Genomic DNA, 16883 nt, shown 5'->3' on the forward strand with positions numbered 1-16883 from the left:
GGGTCAGGCGGGCAGGCCGTCCGGAGCGACCCGCAGCCGCTCCAAGGCACCGCGAACCTGCGCGGTGTTGGTGGTCTGCCAAAACGGCGGCAGCGACGCGCGCAGATAACCGCCGTAACCGGCGGTGGCCATCCGCGAGTCGAGCACTGCCACCACGCCACGGTCGGTGACGCGGCGCAGCAGCCGACCCGAACCCTGCGCCAGCAGCAGCGCCGCATGGCTGGCCGCGACGGCCATGAAGCCGTTGCCGCCGCGAGCGGCCACCGCGCGCTGCCGGGCACCCAGCAGCGGGTCGTCCGGCCGGGGGAACGGGATGCGATCGATCAGCACCAACGACAGCGACGGTCCCGGCACGTCGACGCCCTGCCATAGCGACAGCGTGCTGAACAGCGAGGTCTCGGCGTCGGCGCTGAACTGTTCGACCAACGCCGAGGTGCTGTCGTCGCCCTGACACAACACCGGGGTGGACAGCCGTTTGCGCATCGCGTCGGCGGCGGCCCGGGCGGCGCGCATCGACGAGAACAGGCCCAGGGTGCGCCCGCCCGCGGCGGTGATCAGTTCGGCGATCTCTGCGAGCTGCTCGGCCGAGCCGGTGCCGTCGCGCCCTGGCGGCGGCAGATGCGCTGCCACGTAAAGGATTCCAGCCTTCGCGTGCTCAAATGGCGAGCCTACGTCGAGGCCGCGCCACGGCGGGTAGACCGCACTATCGTCGGATCCGGTCAGACCCCATGCCGAGGCCATCGCGTCGAAGGAACCGCCGACTGTCAGCGTGGCCGAGGTCAGCACCGTCGTCGACCGCGTGAAGACGTGGTTGCGCAGCAACCCGGCCACCGTCAGCGGTGCTACCCGCAGCACCGGTCGCGGTGTACCCCGGTTGTCCTCGTGGTCCAGCCAGACCACTTCGGTGCGATCGGGGATCGCGGGCCCGAACGACGTCAGGATCCGCGATGCGGTATCGGTGATCTCGCTCAGTGCCGCAACGGCTTCCGCTCGCGCCGCGGCTGCCTTCGCGTCGCTGGTGGTATCGATGTCGGACCGCGCCGCGCCGGCCACGTCGCGCAGCGCTCGCAGGTAGGTCGCCATCTCGTCGTCGAGGTGATCGATTCGGCCCGGAGTGGCGTCATGGATGGCCGCGGCGAAGGTAGCGGTCGTCGCCTCCAGGCGCTGGATCAACTCCGGATTCACCAATCGAGCGATTCGCCGCGCGGCGACACCAAGGCCGGCCGACGTCAGCTCCGCGGTGGCCACCGATGTCACCCGGTCGGCCAGCTCGTGCGCTTCGTCGACCACCAGCAGCGAATGTTCGGGCAGCACTGTCGATTCAGAGACGGCGTCGATGGCCAGCAGGGCATGATTGGTGACGACGACATCCGCCACGCCGGCGCGGCCGCGCGCGCGTTCGGAGAAGCACTCCGTGCCGAATGGGCAGCGGGCCACCCCGAGGCATTCCCGCGCTGAGACGCTGACTTGCGACCAGGATCGGTCTGGCACACCGGGTTTGAGATCGTCGCGGTCACCCGAGTCGGTGGTCGAGGCCCAGGTGGTGAGCCGTTGCACGTCGCGGCCCAGCGCGCTGGCGGCCATCGGGTTGAAGAGCTCCTCTTGTGGCCGTTCCTCGTCGCCATCCGGCTCGTCGGCGGAGCCTGGAACGCCTCCGTGAATTTTGTTCAGGCACAGATAGTTTCGCCGACCCTTGAGCAACGCGAACCGCGGTGAATGCGGGAGCGCATCGGCCAGTGAGTCGGCCAGCCGCGGCAAGTCGCGATCGACAAGTTGACGCTGCAGGGCGATCGTTGCCGTCGAGACCACCACCGGCATCTCGTCCGCGATTGCGCGCACAATCGCGGGAATCAGGTACGCCAGCGACTTGCCGGTTCCGGTGCCCGCCTGCACGGCGAGGTGCTCACCGGTTTCGAATGCTCGCGCGACCGCCTCGGCCATCTCCAGCTGGCCGCTGCGTTCGCTGCCGCCGAGCGCGGCCACGGCGATGGCCAGCAGCTTGGGCACGGACTCCGACACGTCGTCGACGTTATCGGATATATACCGTCGAAATTGCCGGGTCGCCGTGGGCCAGCTTCAGGCCCTCCCACGGCAGGCTGCGCAGGCCGGAGGCCACCAGTTCGCGGGCTGCGGCCAGGGCCGCGCGATCCGTGCCGGCCACCACCTCGCCGCCGCGGACCAGCGGCGTGCTCAGCAGCCGGAACGGTTCGGTGGCCGGGGGCGGATCGCCGGCCGGATATACGACCTCTTCGGTGATCGTGCCGGTCGGGCGGGACAGTCGCAGCGCCTCCTTGCGCCCCCCGTGGGATTCCTTGTGGCTGCTGCGTTTCTGCACCGGTATGCCGTCGACTTCGACCAGCTTGTAGACCATGCCCGCGGTCGGTGCGCCCGAGCCGGTCACCACCGACGTGCCGGCGCCGTAACTGTCCACCGGCTCGGCACGCAGCGCGGCGATGGAGAACTCGTCGAGGTCGCCGGACACCACGATGCGGGTGCGGGTAGCGCCCAGCTGGTCGAGCTGCTCACGTACCTGGCGAGCCAGCACTCCGAGCTCACCGGAGTCCAGCCGCACGGCCCCCAGCGTCGCTCCGGCGGCTGCCACGGCGTTGGCCACCCCGGTTGTCACGTCGTAGGTGTCGACCAGCAGCGTGGTACCCGCACCCAGCGCGTCGACCTGCGCGCGAAATGCCGCGAGCTCGTCGGGTCCATCGTCGCCGGTGTGCAGCATGGTGAATGCGTGCGCGGCGGTGCCTTCGGTAGGTACTCCGTAGCGACGCCCGGCTTCCAGGTTGGATGACGCGGCGAAACCGGCGATGTAGGCGGCCCGGGCGGCGGCGACGGCGGCACGTTCGTGGGTTCGGCGTGATCCCATCTCGATCAGCGGGCGTCCGCCGGCGGCACTGACCATCCGCGCCGCCGCCGAAGCGATGGCCGTGTCGTGATTGAAGATCGACAGCGCCAGCGTTTCGAGCACTACGCATTCGGCGAAGCTGCCGCGCACCGACAGCACCGGAGAGCCGGGAAAATACAGCTCGCCTTCGGCGTAGCCGTCGACGTCGCCGGTGAACCGGAAACCGCGGAGATAACGCAAGGTGTCAGGGTCGAGGAACTGCGCGAGCAACTCACCCGCTTCATCGTCGAACCTGAACTGCGGCAAAGCTTCCAGCAAACGCCCGGTGCCCGCGACCACGCCGTAGCGCCGCCCCTCCGGAAGCCGGCGGGCGAACAGTTCGAACGTGGTCCGGCGCTCGGCGGCACCGTCGCGCAGCGCCGCGGCCAGCATGGTCAGCTCGTACTTGTCGGTCAACAGCCCAGCTAAGGCCGGCTCGCTCATTCTCCCAACGGTAACGGCTAACTGCTTGCAGCCGGCCGCTCGGTATTCTGGAGGCCATGGTTGCTGCGTCAGCGCCCGCCAAGCCCGGCACCACCGGACAGCGCGAGTCCGCTCCAGTGGAGGTCACGGCCAGTCCTTGGGTCACGATCGTGTGGGACGATCCCGTCAATTTGATGACGTACGTGACGTATGTATTCCAGAAACTGTTCGGCTACAGCGAACCGCATGCCACCAAACTGATGCTGCAGGTGCACAACGAAGGCAGGGCAGTGGTGTCGGCCGGTAGCCGCGAGTCAATGGAAGTCGACGTGTCCAAGCTGCACGCCGCCGGTTTGTGGGCGACGCTGCAGCAGGACCGCTGAAATTCGAGGGTATTCGGGATTTCTTGTGCGCAAATGGAAACGGGTCGACACCGCCGACGGCCCCCGCTTCCGTTCGTCCTTGGCTGCGCACGAGGCCGACCTGCTCAAGAACCTTGTCAACGCGTTGATCGACTTGCTCGACGAACGCGAATCCGCTTCGCCATCAGACGAACTCGAAGAGATCACCGGAATCAAGACCGGAAATTCGGAACCTCCCGGGGATCCGACGCTGCGCCGGCTGCTGCCCGATTTCTACCGATCGCGCAACGAAGATGCCTCAAACGCCGGCACCGAGACACCCGAGGGTCTCAACGCCGCACTACGCAGCCTGCACGAGCCGGAGATCATCGACGCCAAACGTGTTGCGGCACAGCAGTTATTGGATACGATTCCGCAAAGCGGTGGACGGTTCGAGCTGTCCGAGGACCAGGCGAACGCCTGGATCTCGGCCGTCAACGACATTCGCCTGGCGCTGGGCGTCATGCTCGAGATCGGCCCCGACGGGCCCGAACGTCTGCCGATCGAGCATCCGATGGCCACGCATTTCGACGTCTACCAGTGGCTGACCGTTCTGCAGGAGTACCTGGTTCTGGTGCTGATGGGCAAGTCCGTGGGATGAACGCGCTCACCGATGTCGGCGGCATTCGCGTCGGCCAATTCTATCGGCTGGACCCCGACGCGTCCATGGGCGCCGGGTGGGCCAGCGGCGTCACCGTCGTGCTGACACCGCCGGGCACCGTCGGCGCCGTCGATTGCCGCGGCGGCGCACCTGGTACGCGCGAAACGGATCTGCTGGACCCGGCCAACACGGTGCGGTTCGTCGACGCGGTGCTGCTCGCCGGTGGCAGCGCCTACGGTTTGGCGGCCGCCGACGGCGTCATGCGCTGGCTGGAGGAACACGAGCGGGGCCTGGCGATGGATGGCGGCCTGGTGCCCATCGTGCCGGGCGCGGTCATCTTTGACCTGCCGGTCGGCGGCTGGGCTTGCCGGCCGACGGCGGAGTTCGGTTACGCCGCGTGCGAGGCCGCCGACGTCCAGATGGCCGTCGGTACGGTCGGCGCCGGGGTGGGGGCGCGAGCCGGTGTACTCAAGGGTGGTGTCGGAACGTCGTCGACGACGCTGCCCTGCGGCGTCACCGTCGGCGCGGTCGTCGTGGTCAACTCCGTCGGCGATGTCGTGGACCGGGCCACCGGGCTGCCTTGGATGGCGGAATTGATCGAGGAGTTCGCGCTGACGCCGCCGCCTGCCGGCCAGATCGACGCGCTCGCTGCGCTGCGTTCTTCGCTGGATCCGCTCAATACGACGATCGCCGTGGTCGCGACCGACGCGGCGCTGAGTTCGGCGGCGTGCCGGCGCATCGCGATCGCCGCCCAGGACGGCTTGGCCCGCACCGTGCGGCCATCGCACACCCCGCTGGACGGCGACACGGTTTTCGCGCTCGCCACCGGGGCGGTCGAGGTGCCACCGGAGGCTGACGCGCCCGCCGGGATGTCTCCGGAGACACGGCTGGTTGCCGAGGTGGGCGCCGCAGCGGCGGACTGTCTGGCCCGCGCGGTGCTGGTCGGCGTGCTGGCGGCCGAGTCAGTCGCCGGAATACCGACTTACCGCGACACGTTGCCCGGTGCATTCGGGAAAGGGGGCGATTGAGGTGGTGGCGATTCGCGCCGATCTGGTGGACGCGATGGTTGCGCACGCCCGCCGCGACCACCCCGACGAGGCGTGCGGAATATTGGCCGGCCCCGAGGGCTCCGATCGGCCCGAACGCCACCTTCCGATGGCCAACGCCGAGCGTTCGCCGACGTTCTACCGCTTCGACTCACACGAACAGCTCAAGGTGTGGCGGGCGCTGGACGACGCCGGCGAGGTGCCGGTTGTCATCTATCACTCCCACACCTCGACCGAGGCGTACCCGAGCCGCACCGACGTCCAGCTGGCCGGCGAACCGGATGCGCACTATGTGCTGGTGTCCACGCGCGATCCCGAGCGCCACGAGCTGCGCAGTTACCGCATCGTCGACGGCGAGGTCACCGAAGAACCTGTCGATATCGTCGAGCAGTACTGACCCGCCCGGAGAAAGGCCCGCATGAGCGTCACCGTGTCCATCCCGACCATCCTTAGGCCCCACACCGGCGGCGAGAAGCGCGTCTCGGCGAGTGCCGACACCTTGGGCGCCGTGCTCAGCGACCTGGAAGCCAACTACTCGGGCATCTCCGAGCGTCTGATCGACACCGGCAAGCTGCACCGCTTCGTGAACATCTACGTCAACGATGAGGACGTGCGTTTCTCCGGCGGCCTGGACACCGAGATCGCCGACGGCGACTCGGTCACCATCCTGCCCGCCGTGGCGGGTGGGTAAGCGGGGCGCATGACGCGCTACGACTCGCTGTTGCAGGCGCTGGGTAACACGCCGCTGGTCGGTCTGGCGCGGCTCTCGCCGCGCTGGAGCGATGGCGCGGATGGCCCGCATGTGCGGCTGTGGGCCAAGCTTGAGGACCGCAATCCGACCGGATCGATCAAGGATCGGCCGGCGCTGCGGATGATCGAGCAGGCCGAGGCGGACGGGCTGCTGACGCCCGGCACGACGATCCTGGAACCCACCAGCGGCAACACCGGGATCTCGCTCGCGATGGCCGCCCGGCTCAAGGGCTATCGGCTGATCTGCGTGATGCCCGAGAACACCTCGGTGGAACGGCGCCAGCTGCTCGAGCTCTACGGCGCGCGGATCATCAACTCGGCGGCCGAGGGCGGATCCAACACCGCGGTGGCCACCGCCAAGGAACTGGCCGCGGCCAACCCGTCGTGGGTGATGCTGTACCAGTACGGCAACCCGGCCAACACCGACGCGCACTACCACGGCACCGGCCCCGAGCTGCTTGCCGATCTGCCCGGCATCACTCATTTCGTCGCGGGCCTGGGCACCACCGGCACGCTGATGGGCATCGGGCGGTTTCTGCGTGAGCAGGTGCCCGGCGTCAAGATCGTGGCTGCCGAACCCCGCTACGGCGAGGGCGTGTACGCGCTGCGCAACATCGACGAGGGATTCGTCCCCGAGCTGTACGACCCGGACGTTTTGACGACGCGCTACTCGGTCGGCGCGCTGGACGCGGTCCGTCGCACCCGCGAGCTGGTGGAGTCCGAAGGCATCTTCGCGGGCATCTCGACCGGCGCGGTGCTGCACGCCGCCCTGGGCCTCGCCGGCAAGGCGCTCGGTGCCGGCGAACGCGCCGACATCGCGTTCGTGGTGGCCGACGCCGGATGGAAGTACCTGTCGACAGGTGCCTATGCCGGTAGCCTGGATGATGCCGAAGACGCTCTAGAAGGGCAGTTGTGGGCATGAGCCAGCCAGCCGGAAGTTCGCGCACACCCGCGACGCAGACAACCAAGCGTCCGCGGTGGATGGTGGGCGGGGCCACGATCCTGACCTTCGTCGCGCTGCTCTACCTCGTTGAGCTGTTCGACCAACTGTCGCGGCATTCCCTGGACGCCAACGGCATCAGGCCGCTGGAAACCGACGGCCTGTGGGGGATCATCTTCGCGCCCGTGCTGCACGCCAATTTGCAGCACCTGATGGCCAACACCGTCCCGCTGCTGGTGCTCGGATTTCTGATGACGCTGGCCGGAATGTCGCGGTTCGTGTGGGCCACCGCGATCGTTTGGATCCTGGGTGGCTTCGGCACCTGGCTGATCGGCAACTGGGGTAGTAATTGCGGGCCGACGGACCACATCGGGGCCTCCGGGGTGATCTTCGGCTGGCTGGCATTTCTGCTGCTCTTCGGCATATTCGTGCGCAGATTCACCGATATTTTCATCGGCCTGGTGGTGCTGTTCGTCTACGGCGGCGTGCTGCTCGGCGCGATGCCGGTGCTCGGTCAATGCGGTGGGGTGTCGTGGCAGGGCCATTTGTGCGGTGCCATCGCCGGTGTCGTGGCCGCGTACCTATTGTCCGCTCCAGAACGCAAGGCCCGGGCGAAGCGAAAAGCCGGCACGCACTCATGAGCTCGCCGCTAGCGCCCGTCGGGGTCTTCGACTCCGGCGTGGGGGGACTGACAGTCGCCCGCGCGATCATCGATCAACTGCCGGACGAGGACATCGTCTACGTTGGCGACACCGGCAACGGTCCGTATGGTCCGCTCAGCATTCCCGAGGTTCGCGCCCACGCGCTGGCCATCGGTGACGACCTGGTCGGCCGCGGTGTAAAGGCATTGGTGATCGCCTGCAACACCGCGTCGGCGGCGTGCCTGCGCGACGCCCGCGAGCGTTACGACGTGCCGGTCGTCGAGGTGATCCTGCCGGCGGTGCGCCGTGCCGTCGCCACCACCCGCAACGGCCGCATCGGCGTCATCGGCACCCAGGCGACCATCACCTCGCACGCCTACCAGGACGCGTTCGCCGCCGCCCGCGACACCGAGATCACCGCGGCGGCCTGCCCGCGCTTCGTCGACTTCGTCGAGCGCGGCGTGACGAGTGGGCGCCAGGTGCTGGGGCTGGCCGAGGGGTATCTGGAGCCGCTGCAACGCGCTCAGGTCGACACGCTGGTGCTGGGATGCACGCACTATCCGCTGCTGTCCGGCTTGATTCAGCTGGCGATGGGCGAAAATGTGACATTGGTTTCCAGCGCCGAGGAGACCGCTAAGGAAGTGCTGCGGGTGCTCACCGAACGGGATTTGCTGCGTCCGCATGACGCGGCGCCGGCGACCCGCATTTTCGAAGCTACCGGCGACCCCGAGGCCTTCACGAAATTGGCGGCCCGATTCCTGGGGCCCTCCGTCGTCGGTGTTCGGCCGGTGCATCGCTCGCCCATTGGCTAGCCCGCAGAGAGATTCTCATCACATCAATGCGGCGATGTTTTTCTCATGGTGGTTCCGGGCATGGCACAGTAGTGCCTGTGCGAATAACCGTGCTCGGCTGCTCGGGCAGCGTGGTGGGTCCGGACTCGCCCGCGTCGGGATATTTGCTTCGGGCACCGGACACACCACCGCTGGTTCTCGACTTCGGCGGGGGTGTGCTAGGGGCTCTGCAGCGCTACGCGGACCCGGCTTCCGTTCAGGTGCTCTTGTCGCATCTGCATGCCGACCACTGCCTGGATATGCCGGGCCTGTTCGTGTGGCGCCGCTACCATCCGTCGGCCCGTCCGCTGGCCAAGGCGATGCTGTATGGCCCGAGCGACACCTGGTCGCGGTTGGGCGCGGCGTCGTCACCGTACGGCGGTGAAATCGACGACTGCTCGGACATCTTCGACGTCCGTCACTGGGTCGATGGCGAGGCGGTCGACATCGGTGCGCTGTCCGTCACGCCGCGCGTGGTGGCGCACCCCACCGAGTCCTACGGATTGCGGATCACCGATCCCAGCGGTGCGTCATTCGTCTACAGCGGCGACACCGGATTCTGCGATCAGCTCATCGAGCTGGCCCGCGGTGCCGACGTGTTCCTCTGCGAGGCGTCCTGGACGCACGCGCCGGATCGTCCGCCTGCCCTGCACTTGTCGGGCACCGAAGCCGGCCGCGTCGCGGCGCAGGCCGGTGTTCGCGAGCTGCTGCTGACGCACATCCCGCCGTGGACCGCGCGCGAGGATGTGATCAGTGAGGCCAAGGCCGAGTTCGACGGTCCCGTGCACGCGGTGGTGTGCAACGAGACGTTCGATGTTCGGCACTCCGAACGAGTCTGATTCAACCGACCCGGCCTTCGCCGCCCCGGAGGACTAGGGTGGCGTCGTGTCAAAACGAGAAGACGGTCGCAACGACGACGAGCTTCGCCCACTAGTCATCACCCGGGGTTTCACCGAAAATCCCGCTGGTTCGGTACTGATCGAATTCGGCCAAACCAAAGTCCTGTGCACCGCCAGCGTCACCGAGGGAGTACCGCGCTGGCGCAAGGGGTCTGGACTGGGTTGGCTGACCGCGGAGTACGCGATGCTGCCGTCGGCTACTCACACTCGCTCGGACCGGGAATCGGTCAAAGGCCGGCAGTCCGGGCGCACCCAGGAAATCAGCCGGCTCATCGGACGGTCGCTGCGCGCGTGCATCGACCTAGCGGCGTTGGGGGAGAACACCATCGCCGTCGACTGCGATGTGTTGCAGGCCGACGGCGGCACTCGCACCGCCGCGATCACGGGTGCCTATGTGGCGCTGGCCGACGCGGTGACCTACCTGTCGGCGGCGGGCAAGCTGTCGGATCCGCGCCCGTTGTCGTGCGCGATCGCGGCGGTCAGTGTCGGCGTGGTGGACGGCAGGGTCCGGGTGGATCTGCCGTATGAGGAGGATTCGCGCGCCGAGGTTGACATGAACGTCGTCGCCACCGACACCGGAACCCTGGTCGAGATCCAGGGCACCGGTGAGGGCGCGACGTTCCCGCGCTCGACGCTGGACAAGCTGCTCGACATGGCGCTCGGCGCGTGCGACGCTCTGTTCGCCGCGCAGCGCGAGGCGCTGGAGTTGCCCTACCCAGGTGTGCTGCCCGAGGGGCCGAATTCGCCGAAGGCATTCGGAAGCTGACCGTGCCGCAAGGTGATGACTCGCCGCGCCCGGCTTCGCCGCGCTTGCGCTCATCACGGCTGCTGGTCGCCAGCCGTAACTCCAAGAAGCTGGCCGAACTGCGCCGGGTGCTGGACGGCGCAGGCTTATCGGCGCTGACGCTGGTGTCGCTGAACGATGTGACGCCGTTCGACGAGGCGCCCGAAACCGGTGCGACGTTCGAAGACAACGCGTTGGCCAAGGCGCGAGATGCGTTCGCCGCGACGGGTTTAGCCACCGTGGCCGATGACTCCGGTTTAGAAGTGGCAGCGCTGAACGGCATGCCCGGCGTGCTGTCGGCGCGCTGGGCGGGCAGCCACGGCGACGACGCCGGCAACACCGCGCTGCTGCTTGCCCAGTTGCGTGATGTGCCCGACGAACGGCGCTCCGCGGCGTTCGTGTCGGCCTGCGCGCTCGTCTGGGACCGCGGCGAAGTCGTTGTCCGCGGCGAGTGGCCGGGCGCGATTGTCCGCGCGCCACGCGGCGACGGCGGGTTCGGCTATGACCCGGTTTTCGTACCCGACGGAAGTGACTGCACCGCAGCGCAACTGAGCCCGCAGCAGAAGGACGCGGCCTCACATCGTGGTCGCGCGCTGGCGCAGCTGCTACCCGCCTTGCGCGCTCTGGCCTAAGCGGCGCCGCACGCTCGCCCTCAAAGTCCGAAGCGGGCCTTGATCTCCTTGGTCTGGAAGTGCTCGACGATGATGCCCAGCAGCGGGATCGTGCCGGCCAGCAGCACACCGATGGTCTTGCCGATCGGCCAGCGGACTTTGATCGCCAAGTTGAAAGCCGTGAGGACGTAAGCGAAGTACACCCAACCGTGCACCACTTCGATCCACCGGATCTCATGGTGCAACGCAAGGTGCGAAACGATCTCGTAGCACAGCGCGATCAGCCACAGGCCCGTCGTCCACGCCATGATCCGATAGCCGAGCAGGGCAGGGCGGACGCGGTCGGCGGAGGCGACTCCAGGTGTCTCGGGTGTGGTCATGCGGTGGTCCTGTTCTGCTTTTCGGCATCTTTGGCTGCGAGCTGGGCCAGGTAAGCGTTGTACTCCCGCAGTGCGGGATCGTCGGGCGGTTGCTGGGCGGACTGGGGCCGCTCGGGGAGCAGTCCGGCCGGTATCTCGGTCACTGCGCCGTGGTTGCGCGGCTGCGGCGGAGCCTGCTCGTAGCGAACGAAATTGCGGTACGCGTAGACGCAGAACCATGCGAACAACGGCCATTGCAGCGCGTAGCCGAGGTTCTGGAAGGAGCCGGACGGCGACTGAAACCGGGTCCATTGCCACCAGCCCAGGGCCAGGCAGCCGCAGGCCGCGACGATCACCAGGATGATCAAGGCGGGCCGGTGATGGCGCCTCGGATGGGCCTGGCTGGACACCCCTCGACGGTACCGCGAGCTCTCGGTGCGCAGTGACAGCAGCGCGGCGGGTTCGCTGAACACCTGATGTGGCAAAACTCTCACGGGTCAGGGGTAGGCTAGACTTGCCTTACTAACAACGTGTAAGGTCGCTCGCCATGGCCTCCTCAACTTCAGCGGTCACGACTGCGCTGCAAAGCATTCTGCGTGACGAGCTCAATGTCGACATGACCCGGGTCACGCCCGAGGCCCGATTGATCGACGACGTCGGATTGGACTCGGTGGCATTTGCTGTTGGCATGGTCGCCATCGAGGAGCGGCTCGGCGTCGCGCTGTCCGAGGAAGAACTGTTGACCTGCGACACGGTCGGCGATCTAGACGCAGCGATCGCGGCAAAAACAGCGCAATGAGCGTACTCGCGGCGGCGATCACGCGGTCAATGCAGACCGCGACCTCCGACTTGTCCGTTTTCGACAAGGAGACCTCGCAGTGGCAACGGCGCCCGTGGCCAGAGGTGCACGGGCTGGCCGAAGGAGTTGCGGCCTGGCTACTCGACCATGGCCGACCCACCGTCGTCGGGCTCGTCGGCGAACCCATCGTCGAGTTCGTCGCTGCGATCCAGGGCACCTGGCTGACCGGCGCGGCAATCTCGATACTGCCGGGGCCGGTGCGGGGCGCCGAGTTACGGCATTGGGCGGAGTCGACGCTGACGCGGTTCGCCGGGATCGGGGTAACCGCCGTCCTGAGCCACGGCTCATTCCTGGAAAGCCTGCAATCGGTTGAGCCCGCGGGCATCACGATCGAAGACCTCGCGACCGCGGCGCGCACCAACCGCTCGGCGTCAGGCATTCCCCACGCCGAAACCGTTGGCCCCGCCATTTTGCAGGGAACGGCGGGATCGACCGGATCGCCCAAAACCGCCATGCTCTTTCCGGGCGCCGTGCTTAGCAACATGCGCGGGGTTGATCAACGGTTCGGCTCCGACGCGTCCCGCGATGTTGTTTGCTCGTGGCTGCCGCTCTTTCACGACATGGGACTCAGCTGCGTGCTCGCCGCAATGCTGGCCCGGCTGCCGCTGTTGCTGGCTTCGCCGACGGCGTTCTCCGCGTCGCCGTTCAATTGGCTCAAGTGGATGTCGGATAACCACGCGACGATCACCGCCGCGCCCAACCTCGCCTACAACATCCTCGGCAAGTACGCGTCGCTGGTGTCCGATGTCGATCTCAGTGCGATGCGGGTGGCGCTCAACGGTGGGGAGCCGGTGGATTGCGACGGGTTCGCGCGGTTCGCAGAAGCAATGGCGCCGTTCGGATTTGACGCGGACGCGCTGGCGCCGTCTTATGGGCTCGCCGAGTCCACCTGCGCGGTCGCGCTACCCGCGCTGGGCACGGGATTGAGCGTTGCCACTGTCTCGGATGTCAGCGGTTCGCACAAATACGCCGTTCTGGGTCAGGCGGTTGCGGGCATGGAGATACGGGTCGTGTCCAGCGCTCGCTACTCCGAGACGACCGACCGCGAGATCGGTGAGATCGAGATACGCGGTACGTCGATGATGGATGGCTACCTGGGACACCCGGTGATCGATCGCGAGGATTGGTTTCCCACAGGAGATTTAGGCTTTTTCGACGACGGTCGCCTGGTCGTGTGTGGCCGGGCCAAGGAGATCATTTCGATTGCGGGACGCAATATCTTCCCGATGGAAATCGAGCTGATCGCGGCCCAAGTCAACGGCGTTCGGGAAGGCTGCGTGGTTGCCCTGGGCACCGGCGAGCGTTCCGCACGTCCCGGTCTGGTCGTGGCGGCCGAGTTTAAAGGCGACGACCAGACGCAGGCGCGCACCGAGGTGATTCGGCGTATCGCGTCGGTATGCGGGATCGTGCCCGCCGACGTGGTCTTGATGTCGCCAGGATCTCTGCCGCGCACATCGTCCGGCAAATTACGCCGTCTGGAAGTGCGGCGCACCCTTGAGCTGGTGGACTGACATGACAACGACAAGCCAAACCGTCTTCGATGCCGACTATCGCGCGTTGCTGTCCGAGGTCTTCGATGACCGCGTCTCGGAGTGGACGGCCGAAGCCGAAGCACAGCAACGCTTTCCGCGTAAGCTCATCGAGCATTTGGGATCGAGCGGTGTCTTCGCAGCCAAGTGGACTGACCAAGCCCATCCTGATGTCAGCAAAATCGTGGAGCTTGCCTTCGCGCTGGGGCACCTGGCGTCCGCCGGGATCGGCGTGGGCGTGAGCCTGCACGACTCGGCCATCGCCCTGCTGCGCCGTTTCGGCAAGTCGGACTACCTGCAAGACATCTGCGAAAAAGCAATCCGCGGCGAGGCGGTGCTCTGCATCGGCGCCTCGGAAGAATCCGGCGGATCGGACCTGCAGATCGTCGAAACCGAAGTTCGCTCGCGTGACGGCGGTTTCGAAGTCCGCGGCATCAAGAAGTTCGTTTCTCTTTCTCCCATCGCCGACCACATCATGGTCGTGGCGCGCAGCGTCGACCACGACTCGTCCAGCCGGCACGGCAATGTCGTCGTGGTGGCGGTGCCGACTACGCATGTCGACGTGCAGCGGCTTTACGACAAGGTGGGGGCGGGGCCGCTGGACACCGCGGCCGTCCACATCGATACCTGGGTTCCGGCCGACGCGATGGTCGCACGGGCCGGCACCGGGCTGGCCGCGATCAGTTGGGGATTGGCGCACGAGCGGATGTCGATTGCCGGACAGATCGCGGCGTCGTGCCAGCGGGTGATCGGAATTACGTTGGCCCGCATGATGGTTCGTCGCCAATTCGGACAAACGCTGTTCGAGCATCAGGCGTTGCGGCTGCGGATGGCGGACCTGCAGGCCCGCGTCGACCAGCTGCGCTTCGCGCTGCATGGCATCGCCGCTCAGGGGCGGCTGGATCTGCGTGCGGCCGCGGGTATCAAGGTGACCGCGGCACGGTTGGGCGAAGAAGTCATCGGCGAGTGCATGCACATCTTCGGCGGTGCAGGTTATCTCGTCGACGAAACACCGCTCGGCCGGTTGTGGCGGGACATGAAGCTGGCCCGGGTTGGCGGCGGCACCGACGAAATCCTCTGGGAATTGGTGGCGGCCGGTATGAAAGCCGACCACGAGGGCTACGAGGACTGGGCAGGACGCTCCAACGCATAGAGCACCATCCGCCGGTTCGGCGCTTCATACTCGCCCAGGCAACGGCATCCGACGTACTCGCACAGTCGGCGGACAACGGTGTTGCGGTGATCGGGGTCGAACATGATCCGCTCGCAGCGCGGCTCCTGAGCGAACACGCTGGTCATGACTCGCGGCAGCAGTCGCGGGCCGAATCCCCGGTTGACCAGTGCCAGATCGGCGATGGCCGCGTGCATCCCGATGTCGTGGGGCTGGGCGTCATAGTGACGCGAGATCATGTCCTTTGCTGCCCAATAAATCTCCAGGTAGGCGCACTCCTTGCCGCGCAGGGTTCCGATCAACGGCAGCGAATAGGTCCCCTCGAGCTGTGCGTCGAGGTGTTGGCGCCAGCGCGACGCCGGCCAGGCGTATTCCCAGGTCTCGGCGAGGTGAGGGAGGTTCATCCACTCAGACACCATCTCCGCGTCGTCGCTCGCGGCGGCACGGAAATAGTACGGCGGGTCCAGCAAGGGGACCGGAGGCCGGCCGATGCGCCGTACCTCCTCGGATAGGTCCTTGCGCTCGCGCTTCAATACCTGAGTCGACGCGTCTGTGGTCTGGGTGCTCGAAGCTCCGTCCATGGTTTGCTGACCTTACCCGAGCCTGTTTTGAGGTTAGGTTAGGCATGCCAAATTTCTATGAGAGCCTGTCGCTAAGACGCCCGCGATGTGACGTTGGCCCGGTCGCCGGGCCGGTAGGCGGTAATATCGCTACGCCCAGGCGCGAGTGGCGGAATTGGTAGACGCGCTGGATTTAGGTTCCAGTGTCTTAGGACGTGGGGGTTCGAGTCCCCCCTTGCGCACTCCGGTGTTTTCGGCCGAGTAGGCCGTCTCACCTCGCCCTTGCCCGGACCGCTCGGGTGTCGATTTCCTCGGTAGCCGCACCCGGCGCCGCGACGCCGCCGAGCAACTCAGCGAACAACTGTTTATTGAACACCGGGGTGTGGGTAGCCGATTCAGAACCGTGGATCAGCCGATCCGCGGTGAATTCGATCAAAGCATTGGACGGACTATGGGTTCTACGCTGCGCAGCCTAAGTCGATGGAGCAAGGCGCCCGCCAAAGGGGTCACTGCCGCCAAATCCTGGGTCAATGTGCCACGGGGATTGGCCGCCCGCGCAACCACCCCATTGCTGCCGGATGACTACCTCAAGATGCTCAATCCGTTGTGGTCGGCGCGCGAGCTGCGCGGCCTCATCGTCGACGTGCACCCCGAGACCGCAGATTCCGCGACGGTGACGATCAAACCTGGATGGGGGTTCTCCGGAAAATACCGGCCGGGCCAGTACGTCGGTATCGGACTGCGGATCGACGGACGGTGGCACTGGCGTTCGTATTCGCTGACATCAATTCCACAGCGCGACAACAAGAACATCACGATCACCGTCAAGGCGACCCCTGAGGGTTTTCTGTCGACGCACCTGGTGAACGGCGTGGAACCTGGCACGATCGTGCGGCTGGCTACTCCGAAGGGAGAGTTCGCGCTGCCTGATCCGCCGCCGGCGAAGATCCTGTTCGTCACCGCCGGCAGCGGCATCACGCCGGTGATGGCCATGTTGCGGACTCTGCACTCCCGTAATCAAGACGCCGACATTGTGCACATTCACTCGGCGCCGCGTGCGGATGACGTGATCTTCAGCGACGAGTTGCGCGAGCTCGAACAATCCCAGCCCGGGTATCGACTTCACCTGCAACTCACCGAATCTGCGGGCCATCTTGATTTCGACGAGCTCGCCACAACGGTGGCCGACTGGCAGGATCGCTCGACGTGGGCATGCGGGCCGTCAGCCCTGCTCGACACCGTAGAAGGTGTGTGGAAGGACGCGGGCGTCGGTGAGCAACTGCACCTGGAACGCTTTACCATCGCGGCGACCGACAAAGGCGGCGAGGGTGGCACGGTCAGCTTCGCGATATCAGACAAGACCATTGAAATCGACGGCGCCACATCGCTTTTAGAGGCAGGCGAGAAAGTCGGCATTCAGATGCCGTTCGGTTGCCGGATGGGAATCTGCCAAACCTGCGTACTTCCGCTCGAGTCGGGGCACGTACGCGACTTCAGGTCCGGCACGGAGCACGGCGAAGGCGATCGCATCCAAACCTGCATCTCCACGGCATCCGGCGATTGCACCCTCAAGGTTTAAGGAGAAGAAG

General features: G+C 66.6%; 19 protein-coding genes, 1 tRNA gene and 1 pseudogene. 16 read left to right on the forward strand and 5 right to left on the reverse strand.

All coding sequences use genetic code 11. From position 1 onward, the window contains the following. Positions 1-3: 3 nt before the first annotated feature. A complete protein-coding gene (locus H7K34_RS06795; RefSeq protein WP_264061243.1) occupies positions 4-2040 on the reverse strand; it encodes an ATP-dependent DNA helicase in 2037 nt (678 codons plus the stop codon). After that, positions 2030-3334, reverse strand: coding sequence for a nicotinate phosphoribosyltransferase (locus H7K34_RS06800; protein ID WP_264061071.1), 1305 nt, complete (start codon positions 3332-3334; stop codon positions 2030-2032). The genes H7K34_RS06795 and H7K34_RS06800 overlap by 11 nt, the downstream gene beginning before the upstream one ends. A gap of 56 nt (positions 3335-3390) precedes the next feature. Here H7K34_RS06800 and clpS point away from each other — a divergent pair, with 56 nt between their 5' ends. From clpS to rdgB, 11 genes are all read left to right on the forward strand, one after another. Further along, on the forward strand, positions 3391-3696 hold the full coding sequence (gene clpS / locus H7K34_RS06805) for an ATP-dependent Clp protease adapter ClpS (RefSeq protein ID WP_108925124.1): 306 nt from the start codon (positions 3391-3393) through the stop codon (positions 3694-3696). Between the two features lie 25 nt (positions 3697-3721). Continuing rightward, positions 3722-4315, forward strand: a complete 594-nt coding sequence (gene aosR, locus H7K34_RS06810) for an oxidative stress transcriptional regulator AosR (RefSeq protein ID WP_264061072.1) — start codon at positions 3722-3724, stop codon at positions 4313-4315. Next, positions 4312-5343 (forward strand): P1 family peptidase, encoded by a 1032-nt coding sequence (locus H7K34_RS06815; protein ID WP_264061073.1) that lies wholly within the window; start codon positions 4312-4314, stop codon positions 5341-5343. Before aosR ends, H7K34_RS06815 begins: the two co-directional genes overlap by 4 nt. After that, positions 5318-5758, forward strand: a complete 441-nt coding sequence (locus H7K34_RS06820) for a M67 family metallopeptidase (protein WP_108925118.1) — start codon at positions 5318-5320, stop codon at positions 5756-5758. Before H7K34_RS06815 ends, H7K34_RS06820 begins: the two co-directional genes overlap by 26 nt. Before the next feature lie 21 nt (positions 5759-5779). Next, positions 5780-6052: a MoaD/ThiS family protein gene (locus tag H7K34_RS06825; protein WP_264061074.1), complete on the forward strand. Its 273-nt coding sequence runs from the start codon at positions 5780-5782 to the stop codon at positions 6050-6052. A gap of 9 nt (positions 6053-6061) precedes the next feature. Next, a complete protein-coding gene (locus H7K34_RS06830; RefSeq protein WP_264061076.1) occupies positions 6062-7033 on the forward strand; it encodes a PLP-dependent cysteine synthase family protein in 972 nt (323 codons plus the stop codon). Beyond that, on the forward strand, positions 7030-7692 hold the full coding sequence (locus tag H7K34_RS06835) for a rhomboid family intramembrane serine protease (RefSeq protein ID WP_264061077.1): 663 nt from the start codon (positions 7030-7032) through the stop codon (positions 7690-7692). Before H7K34_RS06830 ends, H7K34_RS06835 begins: the two co-directional genes overlap by 4 nt. Further along, positions 7689-8504: a glutamate racemase gene (gene murI / locus H7K34_RS06840; protein WP_264061079.1), complete on the forward strand. Its 816-nt coding sequence runs from the start codon at positions 7689-7691 to the stop codon at positions 8502-8504. Before H7K34_RS06835 ends, murI begins: the two co-directional genes overlap by 4 nt. Positions 8505-8575: 71 nt before the next feature. Next, positions 8576-9361 carry a cyclic nucleotide-degrading phosphodiesterase gene (locus tag H7K34_RS06845; RefSeq protein ID WP_264061080.1) on the forward strand — a complete coding sequence of 262 codons (786 nt, stop codon included), beginning with the start codon at positions 8576-8578 and terminating at the stop codon, positions 9359-9361. A 46-nt stretch (positions 9362-9407) separates the two neighbouring features. Then, positions 9408-10187 carry a ribonuclease PH gene (gene rph / locus H7K34_RS06850; RefSeq protein WP_108925106.1) on the forward strand — a complete coding sequence of 260 codons (780 nt, stop codon included), beginning with the start codon at positions 9408-9410 and terminating at the stop codon, positions 10185-10187. 44 nt (positions 10188-10231) lie between these two features. Further along, on the forward strand, positions 10232-10837 hold the full coding sequence (gene rdgB, locus H7K34_RS06855) for an RdgB/HAM1 family non-canonical purine NTP pyrophosphatase (protein ID WP_264061245.1): 606 nt from the start codon (positions 10232-10234) through the stop codon (positions 10835-10837). Between the two features lie 20 nt (positions 10838-10857). Here rdgB and H7K34_RS06860 read toward each other — a convergent pair whose 3' ends face one another. Together H7K34_RS06860 and H7K34_RS06865 are read right to left on the reverse strand one after the other, a co-directional pair. Next, positions 10858-11196 carry a DUF3817 domain-containing protein gene (locus H7K34_RS06860; RefSeq protein ID WP_264061081.1) on the reverse strand — a complete coding sequence of 113 codons (339 nt, stop codon included), beginning with the start codon at positions 11194-11196 and terminating at the stop codon, positions 10858-10860. After that, the gene (locus tag H7K34_RS06865; protein WP_108925288.1) at positions 11193-11585 is read right to left on the reverse strand and encodes a hypothetical protein; all 393 of its coding nucleotides are present in this window, start codon (positions 11583-11585) and stop codon (positions 11193-11195) included. The genes H7K34_RS06860 and H7K34_RS06865 overlap by 4 nt, the downstream gene beginning before the upstream one ends. Positions 11586-11719: 134 nt before the next feature. Between H7K34_RS06865 and H7K34_RS06870 the strand changes: the two are divergent. The 3 genes and pseudogenes from H7K34_RS06870 to mbtN all read left to right on the forward strand — a co-directional run. Then, positions 11720-11974, forward strand: a pseudogene (locus H7K34_RS06870) (acyl carrier protein); the annotation flags it as partial. Then, on the forward strand, positions 11971-13545 hold the full coding sequence (gene mbtM, locus H7K34_RS06875; RefSeq protein ID WP_264061083.1) for a long-chain-fatty acid--ACP ligase MbtM: 1575 nt from the start codon (positions 11971-11973) through the stop codon (positions 13543-13545). The pseudogene H7K34_RS06870 and the gene mbtM, both read left to right, overlap by 4 nt. Position 13546: 1 nt before the next feature. Beyond that, on the forward strand, positions 13547-14716 hold the full coding sequence (gene mbtN, locus H7K34_RS06880; RefSeq protein ID WP_264061084.1) for a mycobactin biosynthesis acyl-ACP dehydrogenase MbtN: 1170 nt from the start codon (positions 13547-13549) through the stop codon (positions 14714-14716). Here the strand turns inward: mbtN and H7K34_RS06885 are convergent. Further along, positions 14683-15315: a GNAT family N-acetyltransferase gene (locus H7K34_RS06885; RefSeq protein WP_264061086.1), complete on the reverse strand. Its 633-nt coding sequence runs from the start codon at positions 15313-15315 to the stop codon at positions 14683-14685. The genes mbtN and H7K34_RS06885 overlap by 34 nt on opposite strands. A 139-nt stretch (positions 15316-15454) precedes the next feature. On the opposite strand from H7K34_RS06885, the gene H7K34_RS06890 reads away from it, so the two are divergent. Further along, positions 15455-15536, forward strand: a tRNA-Leu gene (locus H7K34_RS06890). 209 nt (positions 15537-15745) lie between these two features. Next, on the forward strand, positions 15746-16873 hold the full coding sequence (locus H7K34_RS06895; RefSeq protein ID WP_264061088.1) for a ferredoxin reductase: 1128 nt from the start codon (positions 15746-15748) through the stop codon (positions 16871-16873). Positions 16874-16883: the final 10 nt, after the last annotated feature.

The sequence above is a fragment of the Mycobacterium montefiorense genome (assembly GCF_025823255.1).
Lineage (GTDB): Bacteria > Actinomycetota > Actinomycetes > Mycobacteriales > Mycobacteriaceae > Mycobacterium > Mycobacterium montefiorense.